This is a genomic window from Brenneria izadpanahii (assembly GCF_017569925.1).
Classification (GTDB): Bacteria; Pseudomonadota; Gammaproteobacteria; order Enterobacterales; family Enterobacteriaceae; genus Brenneria; species Brenneria izadpanahii.
The window spans coordinates 937037-955934 of the sequence record NZ_CP050854.1; the positions used below are offsets into that span (position 1 = coordinate 937037).

Sequence of the window (18898 nt, forward strand, 5' to 3'; positions counted from 1 at the left end):
CAGAAACCCAATGGGCTCATTATCACATTTGTCTCCGCAACCGCTGTGGGATCGCTTTGCCGATATCTGTTCCATTCCGCATCCTTCGTATCATGAAGAGCAACTGGCGCGCTATCTGGTTTCCTGGGCGCAGGAGAGAGGGCTGGCGGCCAGGCGGGATAGCGTAGGCAATGTCTTTATTCGCAAACCGGCGACGCCCGGCCGGGAAAACCGGGTTCCGGTGATCCTGCAGGCGCACCTGGATATGGTTCCCCAGAAAGCGCACGGCAAACAACATGACTTTACCCGCGATCCGATAGAGCCCTATGAGGATGATGGCTGGGTCAAAGCCAGACAAACAACGTTGGGCGCAGATAACGGCATCGGTCTGGCTTCCATACTGGCGGTTCTGGAGTCGCCGGACGTGGAGCACGGTCCGCTGGAAGCGTTGCTGACCATGACCGAAGAGACGGGCATGATCGGGGCGAAAGGGCTTGAGGCGGGCTGGTTGCAGGGCGATATCCTGATCAACACCGATTCCGGCACGGAAGGTGAAATCTATATGGGCTGCGCCGGCGGGGTTGATGCGATCGCCCGCCTGGCGGTGGGGCGCGAACCGCGCAGAGAGGGAGACGGCACGCTGGAACTGTCGATTGACGGGCTGGTCGGCGGCCACTCCGGCGGCAATATCGCGCTGGGGTTAGGCAATGCCTATAAGCTGATGGCGCGTTTCTTATATCAATACGCCGACGCATCCGAAGCTCGTCTGATCGCCCTGGCGGGGAATAAAATGAGGAATGCGATTCCGGCGCAGGCGAACGCCCGGCTGTCTGTTCCAACAGCCAGACTCAGCGCGTTCAAACAGAGCGTTGACGCATTCCGTGACGTTATCGTCCGCGAGTTGAAGTGTGCGGAACCGAATCTGACCGTTTCACTGACCGAGTGCGACGATGGCGAAGCGCCGCTGGATTTGCCTTCCCAGCAGCGGATGATTGCATTGCTGCGCGCCATGCCGCACGGGGTGATCAGAATGAGCGATACGTTTGAGGGCGTGGTGGAAACCTCGCTCAACCTGGGCGTCGTCGAACTGTCCGCGTCGCAGGTGGAAATCAACTGCCTGGTGCGTTCATTGCTGGACAGCGGTAAAGACGATGTCGTGGATACCCTTGGCGCGCTGGCCCGGCTTGCCGGCGCGGATTTCCATACCGAAGGCGCCTATCCCGGTTGGGCGCCCGATCGGCATTCACGGATTAAGGCCATTACCGAACAGTGCTGGCAACGGCTGTTTGGCGGCATGCCCAGCATCAAGGTGGTGCATGCGGGATTGGAATGCGGTTTGTTCAAACAGCATTATCCATCGCTTGATATGGTTTCTATCGGCCCGACCATGCTGGGAGCGCACTCTCCGCAGGAGAAGGTCAATATTGCCAGCGTTGGACGCTACTGGACTTTGCTCACTGAAATGCTTGATGCTATTCCGCAACGCTAAAGGAAGCCCCTACGGTATGGATGCTAACCTCATCGCTCCGTCGTCTTCCCGCTATGTCAACCGGAGAGTTCCCGTAGAGGAGTGTCGTGATGAAACAGAAAGTCAGGCTTGAGCCGATCGTCGTCCAGCGCAGCGATTCGCTGGTTCTGGATGCGCTAACGCGTTATGTCGCGCAAACGGGAACCGCCGTGGGCGAGAAACTTCCCTCGGAACAATTGCTGGCCGAAGAGCTGGGGGTTAGCCGCAATACGGTGCGGGAAGCGTTAAAACGCTGGGAAACGTTGGGCATTATTACCCGCAAAAAGGGCAGCGGCACCTTTTTGCGCGCCAACGTTTCCATGAACGATAGCTTCTTGTCGTTGCGCTTCAAGAATGATGCCGAGAACATGCTGCACGCCCTTGAAGTGCGCCGCATTATCGAATGCCAAGCCTGTGCGCTGGCGGCGGTGCGCGCCACAGAAGACGATCTCTCGCAGATCGGGCTGCGGCTTGAGGATATGGAACGGGTGCATCTCAGTATCGGCACCGCCGGGGCGGAAGACTGGCTATTCCATGCGGCGATCTACCAGGCCGCCCATAACCCGCTGCTGCTGAAAATCATCGAGGGGCTTTACGATACTTTGCACGCCTTTTTTGAGTCGCCGCCCGAACAGGCGTTGTTCAGCGACTCTTTTCCTTTGCACCGTACATTGTTTGACGCAATCAGACATCGGGATCCGCAGCAGGCCAGCCTGATCAGCCAGCAGATCCTGGATATAACAGAACGTGATTTAAAGGACATAATTAATAATGCAGCACGATAAACCAGAGAACGATAGCGCCAGGGTAAATTTGCAAACCCGGTTGATGCACGAACCCCGCCATGACAAGGGGGCGATCTCGCCGCCGATTTACCAGTCTTCACTGTTCAGCTTCAGTGATTACGACACCATGATTGAACGCTTTCGCGGCGAAAGCGATCATCCGCTCTATTCCCGTATGGATAACCCGACGGTGCGGGTGTTTCAGGAAAAAATGGCCGCGCTGGAAGGCGGCGAAGCCTGCGTCGCCTTTAGCAGCGGAATGGCCGCTATCAGCGGCACGATACTGAGCGTGGTGCGTCCGGGCGATAAAATCGTCTGTGTTAAACACATCTATCCCGATGCCTATCGTTTTATGCGCGGATTTTGCCACGACTTTTCCGTCGAAACCGTGTTTGTCGATGGCGAATCGCTGGAAGAGATCGACGAAGCGCTGAACGGCGCGCGCCTGCTGTATCTGGAAAGCCCGAGCAGCTGGGTGATGACCGAACAGAACCTGGCCTCGATCGCCAAGCTGGCAAGGGCGAAAGGCGTGACCACCGTGATTGATAACAGCTGGGCCTCGCCGATGTATCAGAAACCGCTGGCGGCGGGGATTGATATTGTGGTGCATTCCGCATCGAAATATATCAGCGGCCACAGCGATGTGGTCGCCGGGGTGGCGGTCGGCAGCCAGCGGCATATCTCGGCCATCACGCGCACGATTTCGCCTTTTCTTGGCGGCAAGCTGTCGGCCAATGAAGCCTGGCTGTTGCTGCGCGGCTTAAGAACGCTGCCGTTCCGCATGCGCCAGCACTGTGAAAGCGCGCTGGCGCTTGCCCGCCGGCTATCCGCGCATCCTCAGGTGCTGAAGGTCAATCATCCGGGGCTGGCGCCGTCGGACATCTCTTCGCTGACCGGCTATAGCGGCTTATTTTCGTTTGAGCTGGATGAAGCGGTGGATATCCCGCGTTTCTGTAATCAACTCCAACTGTTCAGCATGGGGGTGAGCTGGGGCGGATTTGAAAGTCTGGTGATGCCGGCGATCTCGGTGCTGAATCAGGCCGGCGAATTCAACTCGGCCATTGATTTTGGTATTTCGCCGCGTTTGATCCGCATTTCCATCGGCCTGGAAGATACCGACGATCTGTGGCGCGACTTACAGCAGGCGATTGCCGGGGCGCTGTAATCGGCTAGTCATACCAAAATAACGGGGATCCCGGTGAATTCGCGCCGGGATCCCCGCCATCCTGCCGCCTTTTGCTGCAGAAATATTCGGCAAAGCGATTTATGGAGGCGCGCGGTAACAGCGATGTAGCCGAATACATAAAAATAATTTTTAGAATTGTGAGTAATGTCGTTATTTTTCAGGGGCAAATGATGAGCTTTAAATAGGCCGTTATTTGACCTTGATGGCGGGATTGCCGTTAGTGTTCTATAGACCTGTAAATCCACACCAGGGATCTTATTATGAACGCCAATTTTAAAAACGAAATACAAACATTTGGACGCTCACTATTATTACCCATTGCGGTATTAGCCCCCGTTGGCATGTTGATGGGTATTTGCAGCGCGTTGGGACAGGCTTATATGATCGATAAGCTGCCCTTCTTAGGAAATGTTTACTTTAAGGCAATTCTTTCATCCGTTGGTTTAATTACCAGCGTCGTATTTCAAAATATTCCGCTATTGTTCGCTATGGGCGTTGCCTATGGCATGTCAAAAAAAGAAAAAGGCATCGCCGTTTTTTCATCCGTGATTTCCTATCTGACATTGCTCATCTCCATGCATGTTCATTTAAAGCTGATGGGACAATTGGCCGGCGAGGATATGGCCTTTGTCGGGCAGGGCATGGTGCTGGGGATTCAGACGCTGAAAATCGAGGCGCTGGGCGGTATTATCGCCGGTTTACTGGCGGCTAAAGTGACCGACCGTTATTACCGCCTCCAACTGCCGCTGGCCTTTGCGTTTTTCAGCGGTAAAAAATCCGTCGCGATTTTATCGATAGCCTTCACCATTCCCGTCGGATTGCTGATTCCCTTTATCTGGGATGTGTTTACCGCGGGAATGAAGAGTATTTCGACCATAATGATGGCGCCCCATATCGGCGCGGGGATCTACATGACGCTGAACCGGCTGTTGATTCCTTTTGGTTTGCATCATGTTCTAAGTTCCACGGTGCGCTTTACCGAGGCGGGCGGCACCTATTTAATCGACGGCCAAACGTATATCGGCATTTTGCCGGCGATGAATAAAATTCTGTTTGAGTTGGGGCCGAATCATCCCGCCTGGAATGAATTTATGCCGACGCTGTCGAGTTATCTGGCTTCGTCGCAAATGCTGACTACCTTATTCCGCGTACCGGCTATCGGGCTGGCGATGTATCACATGGCGTATTTCAAGAATAAGAAATTCGCCAAAGGCATGATTCTGACCGTGGTGCTTACCGCGTTCCTCGGCAATATTACCGAGCCGCTTGAGTTCTCCTTTCTGTTTATCGCGCCAAAACTGTTTATTGTCTATTCGGTGCTGTGCGGTTTATTAACCATACCGCTGCAAATATTAGAAGTCTCCATTGGTTATATCCGAGGAACGATTTTTGATTTCGGCATTTTTGGTCTGATGTATGAAAATACGCACTGGGTCAATTTGATTTTACTCGGCAGTATTAACTTTGTGGTCTTCTATTTCTTCTTCCGTTGGGCAATCGGCAAATTCGATATAAAAACGCCAGGGCGTGAAAAAGAGATAGCGGACAGCACCCTGTTAAATAACAAAGAATATGACAAAGTGGCTCAACTGGTGATTGAAGGGCTGGGGGGCAAAAGCAATATCAAACGGGTGGAAAACTGTGTTTCCCGTCTCCGCGTCGATCTGCACAATCAGAAACTGCTGCAGATGGCGTTGCTTAAAGATGCCGGCTCCATGGGAACATTTATTCCGTCCAGCAACCATGTTCATGTTGTATTCGGGCCGCATGTGGAGTTTGTCCGTAACGCGGTGGATGATGTTTTAGCCGGAACCAGGCCAGATTAAGAGGGACAGACATGCGCGCACTGTACGATTCAAAAAGCAAAACCATCGATCATAAAGGGATGAAAGATCTGTTCACTCATGAGGCGAGGGTGCAGTCATGGCTCGATATAGAAGCCGAACTGGCGCTGGCGCAGGCAAAGGCGGGGATAATCCCGCAGGCGGCGGCGCAGAATATTGCGGCCAACTGTAAGCTGGAACGTATTGATTTGGCGGAGATCGATCGTCTATTGCAGCAGATCGGCCACGGTTTTGTTCCGGTGATCAAAGTGCTGGTCAATGCCTGCGACGCGGAAAGCGGCAAGTATGTGCACTATGGCGTGACGACACAGAATATCCAGCAAACGGCGCATCTGTATCTTGCCAAGCAGTTCCATCAAAAGCTGATGCAGTTTGTCGACGGCGTGTTGCTCAACCTTGCCCGGCTGGCAACGGAGCATAAAGACACGCTGATGGCGGGCCGCACGCACGGTAAACATGCGTTGCCCATCACCTATGGCTATAAGGTTTCGGTGTGGATTTATGAACTGTTGGGCGCGGTCGAGCGCATGCAGGAAGCGGAAAAACGGGTCTTCACCGTGATGATGGGCGGCGCGGTCGGCGCTTTCCATGCCACCGGCGAGCCGGGGCGCAGGGTGCAGGATCTGGTGGCGCAGGCGTTGGGCATGCACTCTATGCCTATCCCTTCCCGTAATGCCAGAGTGTACCGGGCCGAATATATTTCGAATCTGTGCCTGTTGGCCACCACGCTGCATAAAATTGCCGAAGAGGTTTATCAGACCTCCAGCGAAGAGTTCGGCGAGGTTTCCGAAGCCTTCGCCAAAGGAACGGTCGGCAGCAGCACGATGCCGCAGAAGGTCAATCCCAAGCTGGCGAAGGGGATTATCGCCAATGCGCAGAAACTGTATGCCGTGCTGACCTCGTCGCTGTATGTCTGTCCGCGCCCGTTTGAAGCGGATAGCTCGGCCTACTTTATCTTTGATGCCAACCTGCAGGAGAGCATGGAGCTGATGGCCGAAATCATCCTGCGCGCCGAAGAGTTGACCCGCACGTTGGTGATCAACAAGGCGCGGATGCGGCAGAACGTGATGCTGACTCACGGGCTGATCAACAGTGAAAAAATCATGATGAAGCTGGTAGACAAGCTGGGCAAGGATCCGGCGCATGAGCTGGTCTATCACATGGCGATGCGCAGTACCCATGAAAATATTGAATACCGCGAGGTGCTGGCCAATGACCCGGTTATCGCGGCGAATTTCAGCGCCCAGGAGATCGCCGAACTGCTGGACCCCGCGGCTTATACCGGATTATGCGCGCGGCTGGCGGAAGAGATGGCCGAACAGGTGTTTCAGCGCCTATCGTGATTTTCCGGGCCGGTTAACGCTTTCCGGCGGTGATTAAAAAGGGGGAAGCCCAGCGCAGGGAAGACGTTTCGCGCCGGGCTTCCCCTGGCGTGGTGTTCTTTAACGATTCGCATGACGCCGTTTCCCTTTGGGGCCGCGAGAGAGTCGTCAGATAAAAAAATCGGGGTAGCGCTGTTCCAGCCAGCGGCGGCGCTGTTGTTGATCCATCTCTGCGGTTTCTTGCAAAAATGCCTCAAGCGGAATCTTCTTTTTAGCCCGCGACAGGCCGCGTTGGCTTAATAGGGCGATATCATCCCGGGTAAGGTAGAAATTCACTTTGATATAATCCAACCGATAGTATTTCAAATAATTGGATATTTTATTGGTGAAGGTAATCAATAAATCGCAGGGTAACCGATCCAGACGCTGCAATTCATTGATGTTGACGCAGTCGATAATATCGATATGGAAATGGGATTTTAACACCTCTTTGAAATATCCCACTTTGCTTTCAGATGAATTGGTCACGATGATGACGCGTTTTTTCGGCTCGCTGTAGAGGCGGTTTTGCAGTTCATATTTTTTCAAAATCAAAACCAGCGTCGCCAGATGGATGGGCGAAAATATGGTTTGGTAATGCTGTTCAATCGGCGCGGTAGCCTGACAGATGCCGTTATATAACGAGGCATAACGAGTCTGGACATCGTGCAGTTTTTTATCATCAAAATAGAGGTTGAATTTATTCTGGACGATAGCCGAATAAATAAACTGGTACAGTTCGGCGAAGAAGGGATGGATATTGTGAATTTGCGCCCGTAATAACGGGGATATTGCGCGGCATAATTGTCGGACATGCCGGATCAGCGTGGGATCGTACACATTGAACGGCCGCCGGGTAAAGGTCAGTGATGAAATAAGCAAATTCAGAAACTGGTTTTCATCGTGCTGTTCCAGCAGTGAAAAGTCCAGCGACTGGATAAATTCAAGCCGCCGGCCGTGCGGTATCACATGCCCTCGCCGGATACGGTGCAGGGCGATGCTCATATAAACCAGAAAATATTTTTTGCTGTTATAGCCCAGTTGCGCCACCGGCTCCAACCTTTGCCGGTAAAGGCCGGCGACGGTTTCTATTTCATCTGCGCACTGCGTTAAAAACTGCGCCGCAATGGATTTATTGATCGGCTCATTCGCTTTGTGGGGAACCAGACGATGGTCTTCGTCAACTTCTACGGTTTTTAGAATAATTAAACAGATCGCGATACGCAGTAAAATTTCGTCGCCATCCAGCCGCGAGCCCTGCCTGGGAATACTGGCGATGGTTAGATGGTTGGCGTATAAAAAGCCGAGCAGCGCCTGATTATCATTTTTCAGCGTAGTCGGGCTAACGTGGAATTTCCGGTAATATTCGCCTTTATTCACCACATCCTGTAGGCACAGCGCCACACTGAGATCTCTGATACGCTCCTCCGCCGTAGTGATATAACGGTTGAACTGAATATGTTCGAGAAAATCAATATATTCCCGATAACTCATGGCGGTGGTAATAAACTGATTATCAATATGCAGGTGATAATCAGGCCGGAGCTGTTCGTTGATCTCTTTCATAGTCCGTTTCAGCGTGGATAGCGTCTTGGCAAACTTCGTTATGGCTTCTTCAATCGCCAGCGGGCTGTGTTCCTGCACATATTTCAGAAAGGTGAGATCAAAACTGTTCATTCATGTACTCATGGGGGGAGATTAAGAGCCTATACCAGCGGACGTTATTGGCGGCCGCCGCTAATGCGGCCTGATACTTAAGGATAATTCGCCAACGCTATTTTGCCCTATATTCCAGGAATAAAAACATGATGCAGGCCGGATAATGGAAATTTGAGTTATTTTCTTACGTGGAATAGCGTTTATTGGCGGCGTTTTTTTCAGATTTCCCGCGCCGGAATATAATAATCAACCCTTTCAAACTTGTTGGTAATTGTTATGGCGACCGCCTGCTATTTCATGCGTTTGAAACCGTGTGGATTACTCTTTCAGGCATCCGGGCGGGCGGCCCGGATGCCGTCGCACCGCTACACTTGAAACAACGACATTGAACGGATCAACTGCTGTGACTGTTCTTCCAGCGATTGGGTGGTGACGGAGAACGATTTTACCAACTGGGTGTTTTGCTGCGCCGCCTTATCGATTTGCGTGAAGGCGATATTGACCTGCTCGATGCCTCGGTACTGCTCCTGCGTGGCGTTGGAGATATTTTTCATCAGTTGGGTGATGCGCATGATCGCGCCATCCATTTCGTCCATGGTTTCGCCGGCCTGTGAAGCCAGTTCCAGCCCTTCGGAAATGCGCGTTTTCGAATCGGTGATCAGGGTGCGGATCTCTTTGGCCGCTTGCCCGCTGTGCTGCGCCAGATTGCGAACCTCTCCGGCGACGACGGCGAATCCCCGCCCTTGTTCGCCCGCGCGGGCGGCTTCTACCGAGGCGTTCAGCGCCAGAATGTTGGTCTGGAAGGCGATGCCGTCAATCACGCCGAGAATGTCGTTAATCCGTTTGGCGCTGGCGTCAATCTCCTGCATTTTCTCAATGACATAACAGACCGATTCGCTGCTCAGGCCGCTGATGTCGGCCACGTTATTGGCCAGTTGATGCGCCTGTTCCGCATGTTCGGCATTATTTTTCACCGTTGCGCTCAGCTGCTCCATACTGGCCGCCGTTTGCTCCAGCGAGGCGGCGGACTCTTCGGTTCGCTGGGAAAGACGGCTATTTTCTTCAAAAAGTTCGCGGCTGCCGCGATCGATCTGGGTACTGGCGTCACGCACCTGTCTGACGGCATCCAGCAGCGCTCCCTGCATGCGGCCGATCGCATCGTTCAATCGTCCCAGTTCGTTATTTCCCCCCAGCATCACACGGCAGGTCAGATCGCCCGTCGCCACGCGCTCCAGTTGTTCAATCGCATGATCCAGCGGTTTTAACAGCATGTGTCGCAACGCAAGCCAGGCAAGGCCGACCAGCGTGACCGATAGCAGGCAGGAAATAGCGATGAGCAGCAGCATTAGCCGTTCATTGCGCTCGGATAACGCCAGCCGCTGTTCAGAGAGTTGCTGGGCGTAGAGGCGAAAATCCCGGATGGATTTATCAAAGGCGTCGCTTAGCGGTCCAAGCTGTTTTTCCAGGACGTCGTAATACTCGTCGGTATACTGTTTTTGCAGTGAACTGAGCATCGGCTTCATGCCCTGCTCAAGATAGATCTGATAGGTTTTCTGTACTTCCTGCGCCAGCGCGTGTCTTTGGGTATCCGGCTCGACAGACGCCATCACCAGATCGATCTCTTTCTGGGATTGAAGCAGGTTATTTTCCACCGAGCTTGTTTCTTTCGCCCCGTCGTCAAGCAGCCCGCTTTCAATTTTTCGGACGGCCAGCGCAGCCGATGCCCTGGCTCTCAGCGTCAGGTTATAGCCGCTCATCAGGCTGCTCAGTTCTGTTCCCTGAATTTTATTCAGCGACAGAAGCGCCTCTTTATCTTTTTTAATTGCCAGAATGCCCATACCGCTAACAATAAGCAGTAATAGGGTGGTTAAGAGTAATAATGTCAACAATCCAGCGCGAATAGAGATATTTTTCAGTCCCATTGTTTCCTTTTCCTTGTGTGTACAACATAAAGAGGCAAAAGCTGTAAACCTTGCGGTCTTGTTAAAACTCAGGTTTCCTTCGAGACCATTACTCAAACGGAACATCACAGAAAATACGGGGTTAGTGCGGCGCGAGCATAACCGATGCAGGTAAAGCCATAATAAAATTAGTTAGATAGGGCAATGCAGACTACCCGGATAACCGGGTTTATCGTCTGTCCGTTAGGATGCGGGGGACAGGCGTTAAGCTTTAATTTCATCTTTTACACTCCGCCTAACTAAAAATCGGCCTAAAAACGATAACCATTAGGGCAAGATGATAGATATTTTACAGTTTGGATTTTTTGACTGGGAAAAACAGTGGGGCCGCGCTTTTCATTGGCCTTCAGCGATAGAAAATTCGTTTTATAAAAGGCGTCGTCGGTTCTGGCAATATACATATCGCCAAACCACGATAGTCGGTCGAATCAACTGATGGCCGATTGCGGCGACCGGTCCGTTCTTTCTTGGGAGATTGACTGATGAAAACAGCGCTGGCTTTACGTCATGTTCATTTTGAAGATTTGGGCATTCTTGAATCGCTATTACCCGATTATGGCTATACGTTTCGTTATCTCGATCCGGCGGTCGATGATTTGTCATCGGTAAATCTGGATGACTGCGATTTGCTGGTGGTTCTGGGCGGGCCGATTGGGGCTTTTGACCATGAGACCTACCCTTTTCTAAACGCGGAGTTAACGCTGATTCGCCGACGTCTGGAGAGCAAAAGGCCCATTCTGGGGATCTGTTTGGGCGCTCAGTTGATGGCGCGGGCATTAGGCAGGCATGTCGGGCCGATGGGGGTGAAAGAGATTGGCTTTAGTCCATTGAGCTTAACCCCGGCGGGCGAATGCTCGGTGCTGTCGCCGCTCGCCGGGGCGCCCGTTTTGCACTGGCACGGCGACCGTTTCGAGATACCGGACGGCGCGCGCTTGCTGGCGGAAACGCCGGTTTGTCCCCACCAGGCTTTCGCGCTTGGTGATTATGCGCTGGGGTTGCAGTTCCATCTGGAGGTGACGCCCGGAAATCTTGAACACTGGCTGGTCGGACACGCTTGCGAACTGGGGCAGGCCGGCATCGATCCGCGTGTTTTACGCGCCCAGGCCGCCGAGTGCCGCGGAATACTCGCGGAGGCGGCGCGTCAGGTATTCGGCGGTTGGCTGGCGCGGCTGTAAATGCGTTACGAAATACTCCGTCTTACCATAGCCATTGAATGGCGCTTGAAAAAAATGCCGTAATCATTACTATATTTCGCATCACAGGGATAGACTGGAGCTAATGGATTTGGCTATATATACAACGAAGCTATTTGACCGAAAAATGAAGAAAGAAGATGTGACTGACGTTGATCTATGTCAGGCTGCGGCAGACGTGATGAACGGTGATTTCGAGGCGGATTTAGGCGGAGGCGTATTAAAAAAGCGTCTGGCTCTACAGAGTGGTAAAAGTGGTGGCGCGAGATCCATCATCTTCTTCAAAAAAGGAAGTAATGTATTTTTTTTCGATGGCTGGAGAAAAAACCAAATCACTAGGAAAGGCGCAAAAGAAATCGAGGAAGACGTGCTCAAAACCTACAAGGACTTCGCAGAGGTTTTTCTACAGTATGATGCTGCAATGATCACCAGACTGAAGAAAGTAAAGCAATTAAGAGAGGTAAATTGCGATGGCTGCTAACCTGAAAGAACTACAGGCATTGGCGCAGGAACTGCATGAGCACGGTGCGATGCCGGACGAAACCATGTCCAGGATTAATGCTCGGGTCAAATCGCGGGAACTGCGTGAACGCATAGCCAAGGTTCATATAATGACGGGAACGCAGATTAAATCGATGCGTGAACGTTACGGCATGTCGCAGTCAACGCTGGCTTACACGCTGGGGATGTCGGTTGAAAGCGTATCAAAGTGGGAGCGGGGAGAAATTCAGCCCAGCGGCCCGGCATTGCGCATCCTCAATACCATTGACGCCAAAGGCCCGGAAGTTTTTGTGTTATAACAGCCGAATCAACGCAACATCTCTTTTATGGGACTTTTTGCCGGCCTCACGCGCCGCCCGATTTTTAACGTCTGTTTATCCGATGACGTAAAAACGTATCCGGGCAAGCAGGCGTTTTTCCGCCCGCGTCATTTTTCACATCCAGGAACGATCCTGAATAAAAATGTACGTTAATGAACGAAATTATATTAACCACCCAGAGATAACCCAGCTTTCACCTTCCTTTTGGCTCATGACGCAAAAATAAATAACGCCTCATAAGGCGATGAATCATCGGCCTTATTGGGCTGCGCGTCTCTTCGTATTCCTTTTTCTTATTTATATTTCCCGGCGTTGGCACACCCCTTGCTCTGTTGGTAATGAACTAGGGCATAGCAGACTTTGCTGTTTAACACTCATTGAGTAGAGGTGTGTGATGACGCGTAAATTAGCGATTTACGGTAAAGGTGGAATTGGTAAATCAACAACCACACAAAATACCGCGGCGGCGTTGGCGTATTTCCATAGCAAGAAGATTTTTATTCATGGCTGCGATCCAAAGGCGGACTCCACGCGTTTAATATTGGGCGGTAAGCCTCAGGAAACGCTGATGGATGTATTACGCGATCAGGGCGCCGAGAAAATTACCAATGAAATGGTGGTTAAAAAAGGCGTGTTTGATATTCGCTGCGTGGAATCCGGCGGTCCGGAGCCGGGCGTCGGCTGTGCGGGACGCGGCGTGATTACCGCCATCGACCTGATGGAAAATAATAAAGCCTATACGGAAGACCTGGATTTTATTTTCTTTGACGTCCTGGGGGACGTGGTGTGCGGCGGGTTCGCCATGCCTATCCGCGACGGTAAGGCCCAGGAGGTGTATATCGTCGCCTCCGGCGAAATGATGGCGATCTACGCGGCGAATAATATCTGTAAAGGGCTGGTTAAATATGCCAGACAGAGCGGTGTGCGCCTCGGCGGTATTATTTGTAATAGCCGTAATGTGGATGGCGAAAAAGAATTTCTTGAGGAATTTACCGCGGCCATCGGTACCAAAATGATCCATTTTGTGCCGCGCGACAATATTGTGCAAAAGGCCGAATTTAATAAAAAGACGGTAACGGAATTCGATCCCGAAGCTAATCAGGCAAAAGAGTATTGCGAATTAGGCCGCAAGATTATTGAAAATACCGATCTGGTTATTCCGCGGCCGTTAACCATGGATCAGTTGGAATCTATGGTAGTTAAGTATGGTCTTTCCGATTAAGTCTACCCGCCATACTTCAAGTTGCATGTGCGTTGGCCGCACTCAGTCACCCGAATCACTGACTTGAGTAAGCTCATCGGGGTTCCTTCGATTGCCGCCTTCCTGCAACTCGAATTATTTAGGGTATATCTATGGTGAATAAAAGACCGTCTGGCCGTATTGATAATATTTATTCATTAAGCGTGGGGAATGTATTATGCCTTACCATGAGTTTGACTGTAGTAAATGTATTCCTGAAAGAAAACAACACGCCGTCGTAAAAGGTCCGGATGAGGATTTAACCTCGGCGCTGCCGCTGGGATATTTAAATACCATTCCGGGGACGATTTCAGAACGCGGCTGTGCCTACTGTGGCGCGAAACATGTTATCGGCACGCCGATGAAAGATGTTATTCACATCAGCCACGGTCCGGTCGGGTGTACTTATGATACCTGGCAGACCAAACGCTATATCAGCGATAACGATAATTTTCAGCTTAAATATACCTTCGCCACCGATATGAAAGAAAAACATATCGTATTCGGCGCGGAAGGGGTGCTGAAGAAAAATATTATCGAAGCGTTTGACGCCCACCCGACGATTAAGCGGATGACCATTTACCAGACCTGCGCCTCGGCGCTGATCGGCGACGATATCGCCGCGGTCGCTCAGGACGTGATGGATGAGCGGCCCGATGTGGATATTTTCGTCTGTAACTCGCCGGGATTCGCCGGTCCCAGCCAGTCCGGCGGGCACCATAAAATCAATATCGCTTGGATTAATCAGAAGGTCGGCACGGTAGAGCCGAAGATAACCAGCGACCACGTAATCAACTACGTCGGCGAATACAATATTCAGGGCGATCAGGAAGTGATGGTCGACTATTTCAAGCGCATGGGCATTCAGGTGCTTTCCACCTTTACCGGCAACGGCTCTTATGACGATCTGCGCGCCATGCACCGTGCGCATTTGAACGTGCTGGAGTGCGCCCGCTCGGCTGAATATATCTGTAATGAGCTGCGGGTTCGCTACGGCATTCCCCGGCTGGATATCGACGGATTCGGTTTCGGCCCGCTTTCCGATTCATTGAAAAAGGTCGGCCTGTTTTTCGGCATCGAAGATCGGGCTCAGGCGATTATTGATGAAGAAACGGCACGCTGGAAGCCGGAGCTGGATTGGTATAAAGCGCGGCTGAAAGGCAAGAAAGTCTGCCTGTGGCCCGGCGGCTCGAAGCTCTGGCACTGGGCGCACGTTATCCACGCAGAGATGGGCGTCGAAGTGGTGTCGGTATACACCAAGTTCGGTCATCAGGGGGATATGGAAAAAGGCATCGCCCGCTGTGAAGCCGGGGCGCTGGCCATTGACGATCCCAATGAGCTGGAGTCGCTTGAGGCGATGTACAAGCTGAAGCCGGACGTGATTTTTACCGGTAAACGGCCGGGCGAAGTGGCGAAGAAAATCCGCGTGCCCTATCTCAACGCCCATGCCTATCACAACGGTCCGTATAAAGGTTTTGAAGGCTGGGTGCGTTTTGCCCGCGATATCTATAACGCCATTTATTCGCCGATCCATCAACTGGCCAAACTTGATATCAGTCAGGATGAAATCCCGACCGAGCAGGGTTTCGTCACCGCCAAGATGCTTTCCGATCCCGCGCTGAGCGACGAGATCCGCAATGCGCCGGATCTGCGCGAATACAGCGGCGGTTTTGACAGCGTTTCCAAGCTGCGCGACCGCGAATATCCGGTGTTCGCCGCGCAATCCGCCGTTGCGGCTGAAGAGTAAAGGGGGGCGTTATGGCTAATTCGGATGAGTCGAAGATTGACGCGATGGTGGACTACATCATGAAAAACTGCCTCTGGCAGTTTCATTCACGGACCTGGGACCGGGAAAAGCAAAACGCCGGCATTCTGCTGAAAACGCAGCTGCTGCTGTGCGACGAACCGGTCGATCTGAGCACGCCGGCCGATCGCTGCTATTGGGTGGACGCGGTGGTATTGGCCGATGCCTATAAAGCGCGTTTTCCCTGGCTGCTCGAAATGGATAAAGACGCGATCCGTGCGCTGATGAAGGCGCTGCATGAGCGGATGGACTATTTGACGATCGAGGGATCGCTTAATGCGGAACTTACCGATCAACGCTATTAGAAGGTGGCTGAAATGTCTTGTGAATTGAAAACCAAAGATCGCGTCGGCGTGATTAACCCGATCTTTACCTGTCAGCCTGCCGGGGTGCAGTACGCCAGTATCGGCATCAAGGATTGTATCGGCATCGTGCACGGCGGGCAGGGGTGCGTGATGTTTGTGCGTCTGCTTATTTCTCAGCATTTGAAGGAAAGCTTTGAAATCGCCTCGTCGTCCGTGCATGAGGACGGTGCGGTTTTCGGCGCGCTGGACAGAGTCGAGCAGGCGGTTGATGTCCTGCTGATGCGCTATCCCCATGTGAAGGTGATCCCCATCATCACCACCTGCTCAACCGAGGTTATCGGCGATGATGTGGATGGCGTGGTCATCAAGTTGAACGAAGGATTGTTGAAGGAGAAGTTTCCCGATCGCGAAGTCCATCTCATTCCGATCCATTCGCCCAGCTTTGTCGGCAGCATGGTCAGCGGCTACGATGTGGCGGTGAGGGATTTTGTTAAATACTTTGCCGAAAAAAGCGCGCCGAACGGCAAGCTGAATGTGATCACCGGCTGGGCCAATCCTGGCGACGTCACCGCGATTAAGCACTTACTGGCGGAAATGCAGATAGAAGCCACCGTGCTGTTTGAGATCGAGGATTTTGACTCTCCGCTGATGCCTTCCGGCAATACGGTTTCGCACGGCAACACCACCATTGAGGATTTAACCGGCACCGCGAATGCGCTTGGCACCATCGCGCTGAACCGCTATGAAGGGGGCAAGGCGGCCCGCTATCTGGAAGAGAAATTCGGCATACCGACCATTATCGGGCCTTCTCCCATCGGGATCCGTAATACCGATACTTTTCTGCAAAATCTCAAGCAGATGACGGGAAAACCCATTCCGCCCTCGCTGGTGCGCGAACGCGGCATCGCCATTGATGCCTTAACCGATCTGGTGCATATGTTCCTCGCCGATAAACGGGTGGCGATTTACGGCAACCCCGATCTGGTGATTGGTCTGGCCGAGTTTTGCCTCGATCTGGAAATGAAGCCGGTACTGCTGCTGCTGGGGGACGATAACGCCGGTTATGAAAGCGATCCGCGCGTTCAGGCGCTTCAGGAAAAGGTCGATTACGGCATGGAGATCATTACCAACGCCGATCTGTGGGAACTGGAAAAGCGCATTACTCAGCAATCGCTTGAGCTGGATCTGATCCTGGGCCATTCCAAAGGTCGCTTCACCGCCATTGATAATCAGATCCCGATGGTGAGGGTGGGCTTCCCGACCTATGACCGGGCCGGATTGTACCGGCATCCGGTGGTGGGCTATGCCGGCGCCATTTGGCTGGCGGAGCAGATGGCGAATGCGCTGTTCACCGATATGGAATACAAGAAAAACAAAGAATGGATTCTGAACGTCTGGTGACGGCGGAACGCTCTCATCTTCCCCGCCGCCAGCGTCGGGGAAGATCGTTTTCCTCTTGGTTTGAACGGGGTGCCGCTATGCCAAAATATATTTTTGAAACGGATGAGAAACGATTCGCGCGCTGCTATCAGGATGCGCAGTGTTATCACCGGCGGGCCGAGCTGTTTGCCGGGCAGCAGCAGTCGCCCAGTCTGGTGTTTAACGTGGCCGCAATCGCCGTAGAGAACTATCTGATCGCCCTGTGCGCGCGCTATGGCGAGATGCCGTTCAATCACAATTACAGCAGCCTGCTTGCCTCGGTGAATGAGGCGATGCCGCAGCCGCTGTCCCCGGCGCTCTGCGACGGCATTCGCTATCTGGACAATATTTTCGGTATCTGTTCCGTAGACAACTATCACCACGGCACGCCGGATGACGCGGATAAAGAGGCGATTTTAGCCATCTGCAACGCGCTTGCGATGCAGCTAAAGGCGGTGGAATAGGGCACCGGGTTTTTCTCGCAAAATAAACAGGAGCAATCATGGCGTTCAGCAGCGCAATATTGGCGCAGAACTTCCCTCACGGCGAGATGCGCCGCGAGGATCGGGAAATTACCGATCCTGCGGAAATCGAACAGATCATTCAGGCGTCAAAGGTGATGTATCTTGCGCTGTCCTGTGACGATCTTCCTTTTCTTGTTCCGGTGTTTTACGCCTGGGACGGCCACGCGCTCTACTTTCACTCCGCTAAAAACGGCACCAAGATCGATATCATGAAGAAAAACAGCAAGGTCTGTTTCGCCATTTCTGTCGATCATGGCGTTATTGAAGATGAACTGGCCTGTAATTTCGAAGCCCGGCATCGCACGGTGATCGGCTTTGGCGAAACCGTATTCATTGAGGATGAACAGGAAAAAATCGCCGCGCTGGATCGCATTGTGGCGCGTTTTACCGACAAGACATTCAGTTATCCATCCGCCAATCTTAAATCCACCAGGGTGATACGCGTCGACATCCTTTCCGTTAAAGGCAAAAAACACGGGTTTTAAACCTGACCACGAACCATTCGGGGGGCTGATGAAAATTGCCGTTTTTATTAATCAGAATGGGAATATCGCGCCGTTGTTCGAACCGGGCAAAGTGAAACTCTTTTCCCGCTGCGATGATCGCTGGCAGGCGGCCGGAGAGATCCCCTTTACGCTGAACTATGATATGTCCTTGAGCGAGATCCGAACGCGGACCTTAACGCTGCTGGAAGAGATGCCGGGCTGCCATCACTTTGTGGCGCGGCAGATCCAGGGGGCGTTGCTCGCCTGGTTTGACGGCATGGGCGTGACCATGTGGCAATTTACCGGCATACCGGAGGATTGTCTGGCGGTGATTTATTCCTCGGTAAAGCAGGTTCAGCGGGCTACCGCGGTTCCCGCCGCCGCGGAAACTTTTATTCAGGCAGGCGAGCGGGACGGGGAATACCATATTGACCTGATCGCGGCGCTGGCGGGCGATGCCCGGCTGACATCAAAACAGCTACTGATCCCTTTTTTGCAATCCCATACCTTTACCCGGCTGAATGTGACCTGCGATCACCTGCCAAAATGGTTCGAACAGAAACTGCCGGCGTTAAATCTGGCGGTTGACGTTGAAAAGCAGCGCCAGGGACGTCTTTGCGCGGTGATCCACCCCAACGCCGTAAAGTAAATAGGCGGGATCGGCGTATCCATTTCGTTTGTACCAATGCGTACATTACTCCGGCGACAGTGTGCCCTTCGGAACAATTTTACGGCGCGGTTTCAATCAATAAATTAAAAATATTTATAAATCAAATAAATAAAATCGCGCTATGAGCAATGAAGATGGCTTTCATTTTGCAACAC

The 18898-nt window shown here is 52.4% G+C and carries 17 protein-coding genes; 15 read left to right on the forward strand and 2 right to left on the reverse strand.

Annotated features, from left to right (window positions below; translation table 11 throughout):
- Positions 1-10: 10 nt before the first annotated feature.
- The 5 genes from HC231_RS04120 to HC231_RS04140 all read left to right on the forward strand — a co-directional run bounded on the left by HC231_RS04120 (position 11) and on the right by HC231_RS04140 (position 6644).
- Positions 11-1468 carry an aminoacyl-histidine dipeptidase gene (locus tag HC231_RS04120; RefSeq protein ID WP_208229849.1) on the forward strand — a complete coding sequence of 486 codons (1458 nt, stop codon included), beginning with the start codon at positions 11-13 and terminating at the stop codon, positions 1466-1468.
- Positions 1469-1557: 89 nt separating this feature from the next.
- A complete protein-coding gene (locus HC231_RS04125; protein WP_208229850.1) occupies positions 1558-2271 on the forward strand; it encodes a FadR/GntR family transcriptional regulator in 714 nt (237 codons plus the stop codon).
- The gene (locus HC231_RS04130; RefSeq protein WP_208229851.1) at positions 2258-3436 is read left to right on the forward strand and encodes an aminotransferase class I/II-fold pyridoxal phosphate-dependent enzyme; all 1179 of its coding nucleotides are present in this window, start codon (positions 2258-2260) and stop codon (positions 3434-3436) included. Before HC231_RS04125 ends, HC231_RS04130 begins: the two co-directional genes overlap by 14 nt.
- A 281-nt stretch (positions 3437-3717) precedes the next feature.
- On the forward strand, positions 3718-5283 hold the full coding sequence (locus HC231_RS04135; RefSeq protein ID WP_208229852.1) for a PTS transporter subunit EIIC: 1566 nt from the start codon (positions 3718-3720) through the stop codon (positions 5281-5283).
- Between the two features lie 11 nt (positions 5284-5294).
- Positions 5295-6644, forward strand: a complete 1350-nt coding sequence (locus HC231_RS04140; RefSeq protein WP_208229853.1) for a class-II fumarase/aspartase family protein — start codon at positions 5295-5297, stop codon at positions 6642-6644.
- A gap of 147 nt (positions 6645-6791) precedes the next feature.
- Here the strand turns inward: HC231_RS04140 and HC231_RS04145 are convergent, their stop codons facing one another.
- Positions 6792-8339, reverse strand: coding sequence for a BglG family transcription antiterminator (locus tag HC231_RS04145; RefSeq protein WP_208229854.1), 1548 nt, complete (start codon positions 8337-8339; stop codon positions 6792-6794).
- 347 nt (positions 8340-8686) lie between these two features.
- The gene (locus HC231_RS04150) at positions 8687-10243 is read right to left on the reverse strand and encodes a methyl-accepting chemotaxis protein (protein ID WP_208229855.1); all 1557 of its coding nucleotides are present in this window, start codon (positions 10241-10243) and stop codon (positions 8687-8689) included.
- A 521-nt stretch (positions 10244-10764) separates the two neighbouring features.
- Between HC231_RS04150 and HC231_RS04155 the strand changes: the two genes are divergently transcribed.
- From HC231_RS04155 to anfO, 10 genes are all read left to right on the forward strand, one after another.
- Positions 10765-11457: a glutamine amidotransferase gene (locus tag HC231_RS04155; RefSeq protein WP_208229856.1), complete on the forward strand. Its 693-nt coding sequence runs from the start codon at positions 10765-10767 to the stop codon at positions 11455-11457.
- A gap of 103 nt (positions 11458-11560) precedes the next feature.
- On the forward strand, positions 11561-11956 hold the full coding sequence (locus HC231_RS04160) for a type II toxin-antitoxin system RelE/ParE family toxin (RefSeq protein ID WP_208229857.1): 396 nt from the start codon (positions 11561-11563) through the stop codon (positions 11954-11956).
- Positions 11946-12275, forward strand: coding sequence for a helix-turn-helix domain-containing protein (locus tag HC231_RS04165; RefSeq protein ID WP_208229858.1), 330 nt, complete (start codon positions 11946-11948; stop codon positions 12273-12275). Before HC231_RS04160 ends, HC231_RS04165 begins: the two co-directional genes overlap by 11 nt.
- 415 nt (positions 12276-12690) lie before the next feature.
- A complete protein-coding gene (nifH, locus tag HC231_RS04170) occupies positions 12691-13518 on the forward strand; it encodes a nitrogenase iron protein (RefSeq protein ID WP_208229859.1) in 828 nt (275 codons plus the stop codon).
- A gap of 196 nt (positions 13519-13714) precedes the next feature.
- The gene (anfD, locus tag HC231_RS04175) at positions 13715-15283 is read left to right on the forward strand and encodes a nitrogenase iron-iron protein, alpha chain (protein WP_208229860.1); all 1569 of its coding nucleotides are present in this window, start codon (positions 13715-13717) and stop codon (positions 15281-15283) included.
- Between the two features lie 11 nt (positions 15284-15294).
- A complete protein-coding gene (gene anfG, locus HC231_RS04180; RefSeq protein WP_208229861.1) occupies positions 15295-15645 on the forward strand; it encodes a Fe-only nitrogenase subunit delta in 351 nt (116 codons plus the stop codon).
- A gap of 12 nt (positions 15646-15657) precedes the next feature.
- Positions 15658-17046 (forward strand): Fe-only nitrogenase subunit beta, encoded by a 1389-nt coding sequence (gene anfK, locus HC231_RS04185; RefSeq protein ID WP_208229862.1) that lies wholly within the window; start codon positions 15658-15660, stop codon positions 17044-17046.
- Positions 17025-17528 (forward strand): hypothetical protein, encoded by a 504-nt coding sequence (locus HC231_RS04190; RefSeq protein WP_246494681.1) that lies wholly within the window; start codon positions 17025-17027, stop codon positions 17526-17528. Before anfK ends, HC231_RS04190 begins: the two co-directional genes overlap by 22 nt.
- Positions 17529-17566: 38 nt before the next feature.
- A complete protein-coding gene (locus HC231_RS04195; RefSeq protein ID WP_246494682.1) occupies positions 17567-18073 on the forward strand; it encodes a pyridoxamine 5'-phosphate oxidase family protein in 507 nt (168 codons plus the stop codon).
- A gap of 28 nt (positions 18074-18101) precedes the next feature.
- On the forward strand, positions 18102-18722 hold the full coding sequence (gene anfO, locus HC231_RS04200) for a Fe-only nitrogenase accessory protein AnfO (protein WP_208229863.1): 621 nt from the start codon (positions 18102-18104) through the stop codon (positions 18720-18722).
- Positions 18723-18898: the final 176 nt, after the last annotated feature.

Coding starts and splice junctions, on each gene's coding strand:
- HC231_RS04130 (WP_208229851.1), top strand. CDS start 2,258: ATGCAGCACGATAAACCAGAGAACGATAGCGCCAGGGTAAATTTGCAA.
- HC231_RS04190 (WP_246494681.1), top strand. CDS start 17,025: ATGGATTCTGAACGTCTGGTGACGGCGGAACGCTCTCATCTTCCCCGC.
- anfD (WP_208229860.1), top strand. CDS start 13,715: ATGCCTTACCATGAGTTTGACTGTAGTAAATGTATTCCTGAAAGAAAA.
- HC231_RS04145 (WP_208229854.1), bottom strand. CDS start 8,339: ATGAACAGTTTTGATCTCACCTTTCTGAAATATGTGCAGGAACACAGC.
- anfG (WP_208229861.1), top strand. CDS start 15,295: ATGGCTAATTCGGATGAGTCGAAGATTGACGCGATGGTGGACTACATC.
- HC231_RS04160 (WP_208229857.1), top strand. CDS start 11,561: ATGGATTTGGCTATATATACAACGAAGCTATTTGACCGAAAAATGAAG.
- HC231_RS04195 (WP_246494682.1), top strand. CDS start 17,567: ATGGCGTTCAGCAGCGCAATATTGGCGCAGAACTTCCCTCACGGCGAG.
- anfK (WP_208229862.1), top strand. CDS start 15,658: ATGTCTTGTGAATTGAAAACCAAAGATCGCGTCGGCGTGATTAACCCG.
- HC231_RS04155 (WP_208229856.1), top strand. CDS start 10,765: ATGAAAACAGCGCTGGCTTTACGTCATGTTCATTTTGAAGATTTGGGC.
- nifH (WP_208229859.1), top strand. CDS start 12,691: ATGACGCGTAAATTAGCGATTTACGGTAAAGGTGGAATTGGTAAATCA.
- HC231_RS04165 (WP_208229858.1), top strand. CDS start 11,946: ATGGCTGCTAACCTGAAAGAACTACAGGCATTGGCGCAGGAACTGCAT.
- HC231_RS04135 (WP_208229852.1), top strand. CDS start 3,718: ATGAACGCCAATTTTAAAAACGAAATACAAACATTTGGACGCTCACTA.
- HC231_RS04140 (WP_208229853.1), top strand. CDS start 5,295: ATGCGCGCACTGTACGATTCAAAAAGCAAAACCATCGATCATAAAGGG.
- HC231_RS04120 (WP_208229849.1), top strand. CDS start 11: ATGGGCTCATTATCACATTTGTCTCCGCAACCGCTGTGGGATCGCTTT.
- HC231_RS04125 (WP_208229850.1), top strand. CDS start 1,558: ATGAAACAGAAAGTCAGGCTTGAGCCGATCGTCGTCCAGCGCAGCGAT.
- HC231_RS04150 (WP_208229855.1), bottom strand. CDS start 10,243: ATGGGACTGAAAAATATCTCTATTCGCGCTGGATTGTTGACATTATTA.
- anfO (WP_208229863.1), top strand. CDS start 18,102: ATGAAAATTGCCGTTTTTATTAATCAGAATGGGAATATCGCGCCGTTG.